11 protein-coding genes are annotated in these 13,674 nt (G+C 69.8%); 6 read left to right on the plus strand and 5 right to left on the minus strand.

Features of this window, described 5'->3' with window-relative positions; all coding sequences use genetic code 11:
• Positions 1-22: 22 nt before the first annotated feature.
• Positions 23-1,675, minus strand: coding sequence for a penicillin-binding transpeptidase domain-containing protein (locus tag ACWGO0_RS33940; RefSeq protein WP_453543746.1), 1,653 nt, complete (start codon positions 1,673-1,675; stop codon positions 23-25).
• 276 nt (positions 1,676-1,951) lie between these two features.
• Between ACWGO0_RS33940 and ACWGO0_RS33945 the strand changes: the two genes are divergently transcribed.
• The 4 genes from ACWGO0_RS33945 to ACWGO0_RS33960 are packed head-to-tail and all read left to right on the plus strand — an operon-like array spanning position 1,952 to position 7,132.
• Positions 1,952-3,244, plus strand: coding sequence for an ATP-grasp domain-containing protein (locus ACWGO0_RS33945; RefSeq protein ID WP_453543748.1), 1,293 nt, complete (start codon positions 1,952-1,954; stop codon positions 3,242-3,244).
• The gene (locus ACWGO0_RS33950; protein WP_453543750.1) at positions 3,241-4,389 is read left to right on the plus strand and encodes a GNAT family N-acetyltransferase; all 1,149 of its coding nucleotides are present in this window, start codon (positions 3,241-3,243) and stop codon (positions 4,387-4,389) included. The genes ACWGO0_RS33945 and ACWGO0_RS33950 overlap by 4 nt, the downstream gene beginning before the upstream one ends.
• On the plus strand, positions 4,386-6,113 hold the full coding sequence (locus ACWGO0_RS33955; protein WP_453543752.1) for an ABC transporter substrate-binding protein: 1,728 nt from the start codon (positions 4,386-4,388) through the stop codon (positions 6,111-6,113). The genes ACWGO0_RS33950 and ACWGO0_RS33955 overlap by 4 nt, the downstream gene beginning before the upstream one ends.
• Positions 6,110-7,132: a GNAT family N-acetyltransferase gene (locus ACWGO0_RS33960; protein WP_453543754.1), complete on the plus strand. Its 1,023-nt coding sequence runs from the start codon at positions 6,110-6,112 to the stop codon at positions 7,130-7,132. Before ACWGO0_RS33955 ends, ACWGO0_RS33960 begins: the two co-directional genes overlap by 4 nt.
• On the opposite strand, the gene ACWGO0_RS33965 is transcribed toward ACWGO0_RS33960, so the two are convergent.
• From ACWGO0_RS33965 to ACWGO0_RS33980, 4 genes are read right to left on the minus strand one after another with little or no spacing between them, the layout of a single operon-like run.
• Positions 7,084-8,061: an EamA family transporter gene (locus tag ACWGO0_RS33965; protein ID WP_453543756.1), complete on the minus strand. Its 978-nt coding sequence runs from the start codon at positions 8,059-8,061 to the stop codon at positions 7,084-7,086. The two genes, ACWGO0_RS33960 and ACWGO0_RS33965, sit on opposite strands and share 49 nt — an antisense overlap.
• Complete coding sequence (locus tag ACWGO0_RS33970; protein ID WP_453543758.1) at positions 8,058-9,389, minus strand: serine hydrolase; 1,332 nt, start codon at positions 9,387-9,389, stop codon at positions 8,058-8,060. The genes ACWGO0_RS33965 and ACWGO0_RS33970 overlap by 4 nt, the downstream gene beginning before the upstream one ends.
• A gap of 17 nt (positions 9,390-9,406) precedes the next feature.
• A complete protein-coding gene (locus ACWGO0_RS33975) occupies positions 9,407-9,622 on the minus strand; it encodes a ferredoxin (protein ID WP_453543760.1) in 216 nt (71 codons plus the stop codon).
• Positions 9,619-10,848 carry a cytochrome P450 gene (locus ACWGO0_RS33980; protein WP_453543762.1) on the minus strand — a complete coding sequence of 410 codons (1,230 nt, stop codon included), beginning with the start codon at positions 10,846-10,848 and terminating at the stop codon, positions 9,619-9,621. Before ACWGO0_RS33980 ends, ACWGO0_RS33975 begins: the two co-directional genes overlap by 4 nt.
• 240 nt (positions 10,849-11,088) lie before the next feature.
• Between ACWGO0_RS33980 and ACWGO0_RS33985 the strand changes: the two genes are divergently transcribed.
• Both ACWGO0_RS33985 and ACWGO0_RS33990 read left to right on the plus strand, forming a co-directional pair.
• A complete protein-coding gene (locus ACWGO0_RS33985) occupies positions 11,089-11,832 on the plus strand; it encodes an SDR family oxidoreductase (protein ID WP_453543764.1) in 744 nt (247 codons plus the stop codon).
• A 127-nt stretch (positions 11,833-11,959) separates the two neighbouring features.
• Positions 11,960-13,630 (plus strand): ABC transporter substrate-binding protein, encoded by a 1,671-nt coding sequence (locus tag ACWGO0_RS33990; RefSeq protein WP_453543766.1) that lies wholly within the window; start codon positions 11,960-11,962, stop codon positions 13,628-13,630.
• The last annotated feature ends 44 nt before the right edge of the window (positions 13,631-13,674 follow it).

A 13,674-nucleotide genomic window follows, 5' to 3' on the forward strand; every position in this document is an offset into this window, starting at 1 on the left:
ACTGAGCCCGGCTGAGCCGGAATCAGCCCAGGTTCGCCAGGAACTTGGCCGCGATCGGGCCCGCGTCCGAACCGCCCGAGCCGCCGTCCTCCAGCAGCACCGACCAGGCGAGGTTCCCCTCCCCCTGGTAGCCGATCATCCAGGCGTGGGTACGCAGCGGGGTGTCGTTGCCGAACTCCGCCGTGCCGGTCTTGGCGTGCGGCTCCCCCGCGATGCCCTGGAGCGCCTTGCCCGCGCCCCGGGTGACGGTGGCCCGCATCATCTCGCGGAGCGCCGACGTCACGCCCGGGTCGAGCTTGTCGGTGGCCTCGTACTTCTTCTTCACCGCGTCCGGCACCAGCACCGGCTGCTTGAACTCCCCGGCCTTCACCGTCGCCGCGAGAGAGGCCATCACCAGGGGCGAGGCCAGCACCCGGGCCTGGCCGATGGTGGACGCCGCCTTGTCGTTGACGCCGTTGGCCACCGGCACACTGCCGTCGTACGTGGTGACGCCGACGTCCCACGATCCGCCGATCCCGAACGCCCGCGAGGTTTCGTTCAGCGCGGACTCGGACAGCTTTCCGGCCGAATTGACGAAGAAGGTATTGCACGAGTGGGCGAAGGAGTCCCTGAAGGTCGATCCCGCGGGGAGTACGAACTGGTCCTGGTTCTCGAACCGCTGACCGTCCACATAGGCGAACTTCGGGCATTCCGCCATGTCGTCGGGGCGCATACCCTGCTTCAGCAGTGCGGCCGCCGTAACGACTTTGAACGTCGAACCCGGCGGATACTGGCCGCTCAGTGCGCGGTTCTGCCCGCCGGGTTTGTTGGCCGCCGCGAGGATGTTCCCGGTGGAGGGGTCGATCGCGACAATGGCCGCGTTCTTCTTGACTCCTTCCAGTGCGTCCGCCGCCGCTTCCTGGATCTTCGGATCGATGGTCGTGGTGACCGGCTCGCGTTTCACTCCGGAGGTCTTCGTGAGCCGCTTCACCACTTGTCCGGAATTACGGTCCACGACCACCACGGACTTCGCCCCGCCGGCCCCGCCGGAGAGCTGCTTGTCGTAACGCGCCTCCAGTCCCGAGATTCCCTTGCCGGTCTTCGGATCGACCGCGCCGACCACCGAGGCGGCCCGGAGTTCGTCGCCGTTCGCATCGAGGACCGAGGCGCGCTCCTGGGACTGGAGGGCCAGCGTCTGCCCGGCGACCATCTTCGGATGGATCATGGGAGTGTTGAACTCGACCAGCCAGGCGCCGTCCTTCTTCAGGACATTGGCCCGGGAGTCCCACGTGTAGTCCCCGGAGCCCGGAATCCTCATCTCGACATTGAACGGGAATTGAACTCCACCGGAAGTCTTCTTCTCGCCGTCACCCGGGGTGATCTCGGTCTTCGACGGATCCAGATTCTTCGTCACGGACGTGATGAGTGATTCCGCATTCGACGGGGTGTCCGTGAACGAAGCAGCCGCCTTCGCGTCGCCCGTCTCCCACGCGCCGATGAACTTCTCCAGCTGAGCCGCGGCGGCGGTGACTTCGGGATCGTCCTCGCCTTCGTCACCGGCCAATGAGGTGTATCCCCAGTAGCCGACGCCTGACACCACCGCCAGCACCAACAGGGCCACCAGCACACGGCTTCCCGTGGAACGCCGCTTTCCGTGCGGGGCAGGACTGTAGTAATCGTCGTCTCGTCGAGCCATGCTCGAACGGTATACGCGGGTTCTCCTTACGTCCTCCCATTGCGAGAAGGTTCCGGCCACCTCCATTCCCCCGTCGTTCCCTCCGCCGGATTCGCTCCCTCTTGTCCCCTGCCTGCCCGGGGAACTTGACCGAGAATCGATCGTTGCCACCGCCTATGCGCTTCGGAGACGGCCTATGCGCACCGCCGCCGCTTCATGGCCACGGCCGGGAGCGAGCCGCTGAACTGGTCCCCATACCCACGCTGTGAGCGACGGCCGACGCATGGAGGCGGTTCGATGACAACACCCCTGGCTGACTACGCGCAGTTCGCGGACAAGCGGATCGCCATCGTCGAGCACATGCAGAACCACCCATTCGTCCTCGGTCTGCGCCAGGCCCGCGAGCACGGCCTGGAGGTGTGGCTGCTGACCGGTGACCGCTCCTGGTACACCCACGGCCACGACTGGGACTCCCACCCGCTCGCCCAGGTCGTCGACCGGGTGATCGACGTGGACACCACCGACCTCGACGCGGTCCTCACCTCGGTGACCGGCGATGACGGCAAGCCCATGGTCGACGGGCTGACCTCGTTCTCCGACTACCACACGGTGATCGCCGCGCAGGCGGCCCAGCGGCTCGGCCTGCCGGGGCCCGACCCGGAGGCCGTGGAGATCGCCAACGTCAAGGACCGGCTGCGGGTCGCGCTCGGCGACGTACCGTTCAACATTCCTCACGTGCTGGTCAGCGACAAGGACCAGCTGGAGGCCGCGGCACGCCGACTGGGCTTCCCGATGATCGCCAAGCCCCCGGCGGAGGCCATCAGTTACGGGGTGCGCCGCGTCGACGACATGGCCGAACTGACCGAGGCGTGGAACGAGCTGTCCGGCATCCGCAAGAGCCTGCGGGGCCAGCAGCGCTCCGGGGACGTCCTGCTGGAGACGTACGTCGAGGGCGTCGAGGTCAGCGTCGAGACGATGACCGTGGACGGCCACACCCACATCTTCGGCGTCACGTCGAAGGACCTGTTCGGCGACCCCGCGTACATCGAGTGCGGTCACACCTTCCCCGTACCGCTCTCCGACGAGTCGCGCGACGAGCTGTACTCCGTCGTCCGCAAGACCCTGGAGGCCATCGGCTACCGGCACGGGCCCTGCCACACCGAGGTGCGGCACACCGAGTCGGGCTGGCGGATCATCGAGGCCAACCCCCGTACGCCGTCCAGCTGTATGACGATGCTGGTCACCGACGTCACCGGCCGCAGCCCCATCCTGGACGCCTGGCTGCTGACCATCGGCGCGACCCCCGCGATCGAGCCCGTCGTCCATTCCGGCGGCGCCGCCGTCCGCATGATCTACCCGGCGAAGCGCGGCACGCTGAAGCGGGTCGACGGTGTGGAGGCCGCCGAGGCGGTGCCGGGTGTCCAGGTGCTGCTGCACGTGGAGAAGGGCGACTCGCTCCTCCAGCGCATGGACAACTCCTCCTGCGTCGGCTTCACCTACTGCAACGGACCCGACCGGCTGGAGGCGCAGGCACTCGCCGACAAGGCCGCCTCGTACCTCGACTTCGTCGTCGAGGAGGAGCAGGCGTGAGCCTTCCGCACGACGTACAGAGCCTGGACGGGGTGCGGGCGGTCCCGGATGCCGCAGCGCTCGTGGACCATGGGTGGAACGATCTCGCGGGCGTGGAGGACTTCTTCCAGACGCCGCGCTGGCTGGCGGTGCAGGAGCGCAACTCCGGCACCACGATGGACTTCCTCGTCCAGCACCGCAACGGGGCGCCCGTCGCCGGGCTCGTCGCGGCCTGGGCGACCGACTCCGTGCCCTGGCTGCTCGCCCGCCCCGACGCGATGCTCTCCCGGGCCGCCGAGGAGGACGACCCGGAGGCGGTGAGCATCCTCGCCGATGTGGCGGAAGGTGACGCCTCCTCCCTGCTGCCCTCGATGGTGTGCGGGGGCAGGCACCTCGGACGTACGAGGACGCTCGCCACCACCGGAGCCCGGCCCGAGGACATCGCGGCGCTCCTCGACCACGCCGAAGGGCTCGCCGAGGAGCGGAAGGCGGCCTCGGTCTGCTTCCCGCACGTGGACGTCCGCGACCTCACACTCGTCGACCTGCTGGAGAGCCGCGGCTACCGCTCGCACACCTCCGCGCACTACGCCTGGCTGCCCATTCCGCCGGGCGGCTGGGACGAGTTCCTCGCCGGGATGAGCAAGCACCGGCGCCGGCGGGTGCGTCTGGAACGCCGCGCCCTGGCCGAGGCCGGGGTGGAGGTCACCGTCGAACCGCTGACCCAGGATCTGGTCCCGCGCCTCGGCGAGCTGGACTCCAACCTCCTGAAGAAGTACGGCAATCCGGCGAGCCCTGAGCACTCCGCCGGTCTGCTGTCCTGGATCGCCGATGTGATGGGCGACGACGTCATGGTCTCCGTGGCCCGGCAGAACGGCATCGTCATCGGTTTCGGCATGGTCCTGCGCTCCAGGGCGCGCGGTGAGGAGCACTGGTTCGGCCACCGCGCCGGCTTCGACTACGAGGCCCAGGGCAAGCTGCCGCTCTACTACGACGTCCTGTACTACCGGGTGCTCGAAGCCGCGGCCGAGGCCGGTGTCACCGTGCTGCACGCCGGGATCGGCAGCGTCGAGGCGAAGCTGGCGCGCGGCTGCCAGGCCAGCGAGGAGCGCTCGTACCTGCTGCGCCTGCCCCGTAAGGACCGAGACCGGAGGACCGCACCCCGATGAGTGCCCGTACCCAACACCTGACCGGCGCCGGCTGGGACGCCGCCGTCGGGGCGATGGTGAACCCCTCGGACCGGCGCGGCGGCACGCTGCGCCTGGTGTCGTCGGCGGACGTGGACTCCCTCGACCCCGCCCGTACGTACTACGTGTGGGTGTGGCTGTTGCAGCGGATGCTCAACCGCACGCTGATGGCCTACCCCACGGACCCCGGACCCGCCGGACTCGTCCCGGTCCCGGACCTCGCCGAGGGGCCGGGTCAGGCGAGCGACGGGGCCAGGACGTGGACGTACCGGCTGCGCGAGAACCTGCGCTTCGACGACGGTTCCCCGATCACCTCCGCCGACGTGCGCTACGCGGTGGAGCGGATCTTCGCGCAGGACGTGCTGCCGGGCGGGCCGACGTATCTCGTGCCGCTCCTGGACGATCCGGCGCGGCCCTACCCGGGTCCGTACCGGAGCAGCGAGCCCCTGGAGTCGGTGGAGACCCCTGACGCGCGCACCATCGTCTTCCGGCTGCGCAGCCCGTTCGCCGACTTCGACCATCTGATGGCGCAGCCCTGTGTGTCCCCCGTACCCCGGCAGGCCGACACCGGTGCCCGTTACGGGGAGGACCCCCGGTGCAGCGGCCCGTACCGGATCGCGGAGCACCGGCCGGGCTCGCATCTGCACCTGGAGCGCAACCCGCACTGGGACCGGGCGACCGACCCGGTACGGCCCGCGCTGCCCGACCGGGTGGAGCTGACCATCGGGGTGGGCGTCGACGACCTCGACACCCAGCTGATCGACGGGGTCTTCGACATCAACCTCGAAGGGCGCGGGCTCCAGCACGCGGCCCAGCAGCGGGTCACTGCGGACGAGGTCCTGCGCACCCACACGGACAACCCCCGTACAAGCTTCCTGCACTTCGTCTCGCTCCAGCCGCACATCCCGCCGTTCGACAACGTGCACGTGCGCCGGGCGGTGCACTACGCGGCGGACCGGCTGCTGCTCCAGGAGGCCCGCGGCGGTCCCGTCACCGGTGGTGACCTGACCCCCGCGCTGTTCCCGCCCCGGCTCCCCGCCCACCAGGGCCTGGACCGCTACCCGGCAGGTCCCGACCTGCGGGGCGATCTCGACAAGGCGCGGGCGGAGCTGGAGGCCGCCGGGCTGCCGGACGGTTTCGACGCGGTGATCGGCACCCAGCGCGGGAAGTTCCGGCTGGTCGCCGACGCGGTCGTCGAGTCGCTGGCCAGGGTCGGTATCCGGCTGACGGTCAAGGAACTGGACGTGGCCAGCTACTTCAGCCTGGGCGCGGGCTCACCGGAGACCATCCGGAAGCACAACCTGGGGCTCGTCGTCACGGACTGGGGTGCGGACTTCCCGACGGAGTACGGATTCCTCGCCCCGCTCGTCGACGGCCGCCAGATCAAGCGGAACGGCGGGAACTGGAACATCGCCGAGCTGGACGCCCCGGAGATCAACGAGCTGATCGACCGGAGCCTGCACACCACCGATCCGGCCGAACGCACGCGGCTGTGGCGGGTGGTGGAGAGACTGGTGATGGAACACGCCGTGATCCTTCCGCTGGTCCACGACAAGACCCTGTCCTTCCGCAACCCCTGGGTCACCAACGTCTACGTACAGCCGGCGTTCGGCCTGTACGACATCCAGGCCATGGGCCTCGACCCCACCGCCTCTGCCGACCAACTCGACCGCCCCGACCGCCCCGACCGGGAGAACACTCCATGACCGACAGCACACCGGAGCTCCGCTTCATCCCGCTGAGCGCGGACGACGACGACACGGCGGGCCAGTGGCTCGAGTTGATGGCGGAGGCCGCGGACGACGTCCCCGGGTCCGCGCCGCCCTGCCCCGTCGACATGATCGGCTCCCTGCGCTTCGCCCCGCCCGCCACCGCGCTGGAGGACTGGGTCGCCCTGCGCGACGGGCAGGTCGTCGGCGCGCTGCGGGTCGCGCTGCCGAACGGCGCACCGGTGGCCCGGGTGGACCAGCTCCTGGTCCACCCCAAGCTGCGCCGCCGCGGCATAGGCCGTGCGCTGTTCGGCCGGGCCCTCGAACTGGCCGCCGAGCACGGGCGCACCACGCTCGCCGGTATGACCGTCGACGCGCTGGAGGACGGTCCGGCGCGCGACTCGGCCCCTTCGGCCTTCGCCGCCGCGATGGGAGCCGAACAGGCGGAAGGCCCTTCGGGTCTGCACCAGTGGCTCGACCTGCGCCGCCACGACCCGCTGGCGGACGGCGTGCCCGCCCTGCCCGTGGGCTACAGCCTGGTGCGCTGGGGCACCGTCACCCCCGACGCCTACGCGGTCCCGGTCTCGCTGCTGGAGCAGTCCCTCGGCGACAGCGGGGCGGAGCCCGATCCCGACCAGGAGGTCGAGACGAGCTACGCGCGCGCCTTCGAGACCATGCGGGTGGGCCGGGGACGCAGGGCGTACCACACCGGTGTCGTCCACGACGCGAGCGGAACGCTGGCCGGCTACACCAGCGTCTCCAAGACCACCGGCAACCCGGAGTACGCGCTCCAGGGCATGACGGTCGTCCACCGCGGCCACCGCGGGCACCGGCTGGGGCTGCTGCTGAAGCTCTCGAACCTGGAGAACGTGCTGCGGCAGCAGCCCGCGGTCCGGCTGCTGGAGACGGCGAATGCCGAGGACAACCACTCGATGATCGCCGTCAACAGCGCGATGGGTTTCGTGCCTCAGGACCGCTGGGTGTCCTGGACCTTCGCGGTCGGATCGTCCGGCTGAGCGACCACAGGCCCCGGCCCCGGTTTCCCTTCGGGGCCGGGGCCTTCGCCGTTCCTACGCCCGGGCAATTTGAGCCCCATTCCGGCCAGTACACCGATGACCACGATCGCGGCCCCGGCCAGCGACAGAGCGCTCGGCTGCTCGTCGAGCGCCGGCCAGGCGACCGCGATGCCGACGACCGGTACGAGCATCGAGTACGGGGCCACGGTGCCTGCCTCGTACCGCTTCAGCAGCGCCGTCCAGATGCCCGAGCCCACCACGGAACCCGCGAGCGCGATGTACAGCAGCGCCACCAGACCGGGCCAGCCGTCGGAGTCGAACGCGCCGCCGAAGGCCCGCCAGCCCGTGCCGGGTCCCTCCATGACCGCGGAGAGCGCCAGCAGGGGCAGGGGCGGAACCACGGACATCCACAGCGCGAAGCGCAGCGGATGCTCGGGCCTGGCCTGCCGGCTGGCGAGGTTGCCGAGCGCCCAGCCGAGCGCCGCGAGCAGGGTGAGGAAGAGCGGCAGCAGTGCCGCGGTCCTGGCCCGGTCGACGGCTATCACCGTCAGGCCCAGGACCGCCGCCGCCATCCCCGCAAGCTGCTGCCACGACAGCCGCTCGTGCAGCAGGAGCGCGCCGAGCAGCACGGTCAGCGGGGCCGCCGCCTGCACCACCACGGAAGCCTGGCCCGAGGGCATTCCGTTGTCGATGGCCAGGAAGAGCAGCCCGAACTGCATGGCACCGAAGCCCAGTCCGTAACCCAGCAGCCACTTCAGCGGGACCTGCGGGCGGGGTACGAACAGGACCACGGGCACCGCGAGGACCAGGAAGCGCAGCGCTGCGAGGAAGAACGGCGGGAAGTGGTCGAGACCCACCCGCACGGCGAGGAAGTTCAGCCCCCACAGCACCGCGACGAGGACGGCGAGCAGCCGGTCCCTGGTGCTCACGGAGTGGGTTCCTTCTCGCCTTCCAGAAGCCCGGATTCGAGGAGCCCGGATTCGATGACCTTCGCGCCGAGTCGACGCAGCAACTGACCGTCTCCGATGAGCTTCTGCTCATCTGCGGCCTGTTGCAGTACGAGGACGTGCGGGGTGCCCTGGTGGTCCTCAAGGAGCCAGCAGAACATCATGACGCCGGGGCAGGAGCCGCCCTTGAAGACGGCCTTGGACCACTTCTTGCGGTCGACGAGGATGCCGGGGTAGGCGGTCAGGATGGCGTCGACCGTCCCGCTCGCGTCCCGGGCGCCGTCCTGGACGAGGGCTTCGAGGACCCTGAACACGTCGTACGCGCTCATGTGCCAGTCCAGGCCCAGCTGGTGGACGGTCTCGCCGAGGTCGGAGCCGCGCACGGTGAGCGGTTTGGCAACCTGGTGCAGCAGTTCGCGGCGGGCCTTCTCGTCGCCTTCGGCCCAGGCTCCGCGGAGTCCGCTCGCGCCCCAGCCGATCTCGAAGACCTCGCGGCTGGACAGGAAGGGCCGCAGCAGCGACGGATCGTGGTGACCGGACGCCACGACGGCGCGCTCGACGGCCTCGCGCCCGACCTTGTCGGCGAGGAGGTCGGCGGCCGTGTTGTCGCTCATGGCGATCATCTTGTGCGCCGTCTCGCGGACCGGGACCCGGGTGCCGTCCGGGAGTTCCTGCATGTCGCCGGTGGGCAGGCTGCGCAGGTCGGGGCGGGTGACCACCTCGTCGTCCCAGTCGAGCTCACCGTTGTCGATGGCGTGGATGAGGGCCCGCATGAGGTAGAGCTTGTACGCCGAACCGGTCGGGAGCGCCTGGTGGGCGTCCTTCTCGTGCAGCACGATGTGCCGGCCCTCTTCGATGCGGACGGCGAGCACCGACGAGGTGACTCCCTCGATCCGCAGCGCCTCGTCGAGGTCCGCCCAGTCGCGGATCTCGGGGACGAAGATGTCCGGCTGGAGGTGCAGGATGCGGACGAGACCCGTCGAGTCGATGATCACGGTGAGCGAGAAATCCCGCCCGGACGGGTCGGTGAGTACCAACCAGCCCTTGTGGGCGACGGGTTGGTAGGTCGTCACGGTGAACGGGCCGAGCTTGCGCCACTCCTCCAGGGTCGCCGTGAATCCCCGCGGGTACTTGTCGAGGAAGCCGGGCACCAGGGACGCGGCCATGTCCTCCTCGGCCGGGAGGTCCGTGGCTGTCAGCAGCTCCATCGCCCAGCGGCAGGGGGCGGCCAGGGGAGAGCTGTCGTCGGCGAGTTCCGCCTCGGCCGCTGTCCGGACGGCGGATGTGGTGGTACCAGGGACTTCGGTCATCTTCACTCCTTGTCCGGTCAGTTCTCGGTGACCGTGATGGCGCCGCACGGACACAGGTCCGCGCACAGCCGGGCTCCCTCGTGGAGCGCGGGCGGCGGGGTGGGGTCGAGCAGCACCACGGTGCCGGTGTCGGGGTCCTGGCCGAAGATATCGGGCTCCGTCGCCGCGCACTTGCCCATGGCGCAGCAGGCGGTCACGTCGACGGCGACGGTCAGCCGGCCGGGGTCGCTCACCAGGTCACCGGGAGGCTGCCGAGGCCGTAACTCGACACCTCGTGACGGAATTCCAGATCGTCGAAGGGCACTGCAAGCTGCACTCCGGGCATCCAGCGCAGTACGGCGGCGAGCATCTCCTCGATCTCGGCCTTGGCGAGCCACTGGCCGAGGCACTGGTGGATGCCGTGGCCGAACGCCAGGTGCCTGCGGGCGTCGCGGTGGGGGTCCAGGGTGTCGGGGGACGGGAAGAGTTCCTCGTCGCGGTTGCCCGCGGACAGGGACAGCACGACACCCTCGCCGGCCTTGATGACCGTGTCGCCGAGCTGGACGTCCTCGGTGGCGGCGCGGGCCAGGCCGTTCTGCACGATGGAGTGGAAGCGCAGCAGTTCCTCGACGGCCGCGGGCAGCAGCTCCGGGTTCTCGCGCAGCGAGGTGGCGAGGTTCTTGTCGGTGACCAGGCTGAGCAGGCTGAGTCCGGCCTGGCTGGTGGTCGTGCCGTGTCCGGCGACCAGCAGCAGCCGGCACATCGGGACCATCTCGTCGATGTCGAGCTTGCCCTCGCGCACCTGGTCGACGACGAGCCGGCTGATCAGGTCGTCGCCGGGTTCCTTGATGCGTGACTCGACGAGCTCGCGCAGGAAGCCGTCCAGTTCGTCGCGGGCCGCGGCCACCTGCTTGGGGGTGTAGCCGCGGTCGATCAGAATGGCGCTGCGGTCCTCCATGAGGGCTCGCTCGCCCGCGGGTATGCCGAACATCGCGGCGATGACGCGGGACGGCACGGGGATCGTCAGATTCGCCACGAGATCGACGGGGCGTTCACCTTCGACCAGCTCCGAAAGAATTTCGTCCAGCATTTCCCGGAGCATCGGACGCATTTCATCGGCGCGACGCTGAAGGAATTCACGCGTGAGCATCGAGCGGAGCCGTGAGTGCTCCGGATCGTCCGCGCGGATGAACGAGGCGGATTTCGGCTGGGCCCGTACCAACTGCGATGTGGGCGTCATCATGGGAAATCCGGGAGCGCTGGTCACCGCGGTGAACCTGCGGTCGCCGAGCACGGCGCGGACATGGGCGTGCGCGGTCACCAGCCACACCTGGCTGCCGTCCCACAGCGTCACGCGGCTCGCCGCCGGGCCCGCCCTCAACTCGGCGAGCTGCGGCGGCGGATCGACCGGACAGCCCCGGAGCATCGGGTAGGACGGTGCCGCCTGCCCGTCCTGGACCGCTACATCGTCTCGCATCATGTTCCGCCCATCAGTACACAAAGGTCATGCCGACGTGGGATCGCTGTCACAATCTGCCCGATATGGCGGGCGCGCGTCTGCTGCCCCGGCCCACTGTGCATAACCGGCGCGGAGTGCACATAACCCGAGGTGACAATGGGTATTCACGCGCCGTGACCGGGCTGATAACGTCACCGATTCCGCAGGGATGCGCATAAGCATTTCAAGTGAACACACCGGCTCGCACACTGGGGGTTACACATGTCCGGAATTCTGCAGGGAAAGGTCGCGCTCGTCACCGGAGCGAGCTCCGGTATCGGTGAGGCCACCGCACGCGCGCTGGCAGCCGACGGGGCGAAGGTCGCCATCGCGGCACGCCGTACCGACCGGCTGGAGGCGCTGCGCGCCGAGCTGGAGGCCGGTGGCGCCACCGTGCTGGTCCTGCCGCTCGACGTCGCCGACGAGCAGGCGGTCCACGCCGCGGTCGCCTCGACCGTGGAGACGCTCGGCTCCCTCGACATCCTCGTGAACAGCGCCGGTCTGATGCTGCTCGGCCCCGTGGAGGGCGCCGACACCACGGACTGGACCCGCATGATGGACGTCAACGTCCTCGGCCTGATGTACATGACCCACGCCGCGCTGCCGCACCTGATCCGCAGCCGGGGCGCGGTCGTGCAGATCTCCTCGATCGCCGCGCGTGTGGTGGGCCGCGGCAGCGCCGCGTACAACGCCAGCAAGTTCGCGGTGAACGGCTTCAGCGAGGGTCTGCGCCAGGAGGTCACCGAGCGCGGTGTCCGTGTCGTGGTCATCGAGCCCGGCACCGTCGAGACCGAGCTGCGCGACCACATCACGCACGCCCCGTCGAAGGCCGCCATCCAGGAACGGGTCACGAAGATCCGCCAGTTGCAGAGCGCGGACATCGCGGAGGCGGTCCGTTACGCGGTGACGGCGCCGGCGCACGCGACCGTCAACGAGATCTTCATCCGGCCGACCGACCAGGCCTGAGCGGTCACCGCACGGACGCTATGCCGACCGGCCGCCCGCTATGCGCGGACCCGCCGGCCACAGCACCGTACGAATCCCCACGCACAGGATGTAAGCGGAAGAGCAACGCGAGGAAGGGTTACGGGACATGACGACCAGTAAGCCGACGGAGACCGGCAGCGGCTTCGATGCCGGTGTGCACGGTGTGGTCCGGCCGACCACCGCGACAGGGGGCACGCTCCGACTGGTACGCACCGACGACTTCGACTCACTGGACCCGGGGAACACCTACTACGCGTACACCTGGAACTTCCTGCGGCTCATCGGCCGGACACTCGTCACGTTCGACACCGCGCCGGGCAAGGCGGGTCAGCGGCTCGTGCCCGACCTCGCCGAGGCCCTGGGCGAGTCGTCCGACGGCGGGCGGACCTGGACGTACCGGCTGCGCGAGGGGCTGAAGTACGAGGACGGCTCCCCCGTCACCTCCGGCGACGTCAAGTACGCCATCGCCAGGAGCAATTACGGCACCGATGTGCTCGGTGTCGGGCCCACGTACTTCCGGCAGCTGCTCGGCACCGACTACGGCGGCCCCTGGCGGGAGCCCGACGCCGAAGGACCCGTGACGCTGGAGACCCCGGACGACCGGACCCTGATCTTCCGGCTGCGTGAGCCGTTCGCGGGCATGGACCTGCTGGCGACGATGCCCAGCACGACCCCGGTCCCCCGCCACCTGGACACCGGCGCCGGATACGCCACGGGCCCGGTCGCGACCGGCCCCTACCGGGTCGCCTCGTACACCCGGGGCAAGCTCGCCGTACTGGAGCCCAACCCGCACTGGGACCGGTCCACCGACCCGGTGCGCCACCAGCGCGCCGGACGGATCGAGGTGCTGCTCGGAGTCGAGCCGCACGAGGTCGACCGGATGCTCATCGCCGGTGAGGCCCACGTCGACCTGGCCGGCTTCGGCGTCCAGCCGCTGGCCCAGGAACGCATCCTGGCCGACCCGGAGCTCCGGGCCAACGCGGACAACCCGCTGACCGGGTTCACCTGGATCTACTGCCTGTCCAGCAACATCGCGCCGTTCGACAACGTGCACTGCCGCCGCGCCGTGCAGTTCGCCACGGACAAGCTGGCCATGCAGGAGGCGTACGGCGGTTCGGTCGGCGGCGACATCGCGACGACCATCCTCCCGCCCACCATCGACGGGTACGAGCCCTTCGACCGCTACCCGGTCGGGGACGAGGGCACCGGCGATCTGGAGGCGGCGCGCGCCGAACTCGCCCTGGCCGGAATGCCCAACGGCTTCAAGACGAAGATCGCCGCCCGCAAGGACCGGCTCAAGGAGTACCGGGCGGCCGAGGCGCTCTCTGCGGGTCTCGCACGCGTCGGCATCGAGGCCGAGGTGCTGGACTTCCCGTCCGGCGACTACTTCGAGGTCTACGGCGGCTCGCCGTCCTATCTGGCCGAGCACGGCATCGGGATCATCATGTTCGGCTGGGGCGCCGACTTCCCCGACGGCTACGGCTTCCTCCAGCAGATCGTCGACGGCCGGGCCATCAAGGAGCGCGGCAACCAGAACATGGGTGAGCTCGACGATCCCGAGATCAACGAGCTGCTGGACCGGGGCGCCACCTGCGCCGACCCGGTCGAGCGTGCGGAGATCTGGCAGCGCATCGACCGGCTGACGATGGAGCACGCGGTGATCGTGCCCTATCTCTACCCGCGCTCGCTGCTCTACCGGCACCCGAACGCCAGGAACGTCTTCGTCACGGGGTCGTTCGGCATGTACGACTACGCGGCGCTCGGAGCGGTGGACTGACCCGGCCCACCGCGCGGGGACGGCCGGCCGCGGCAGGAGAGAAC

This window comes from Streptomyces sp. NPDC055749 (assembly GCF_053617235.1).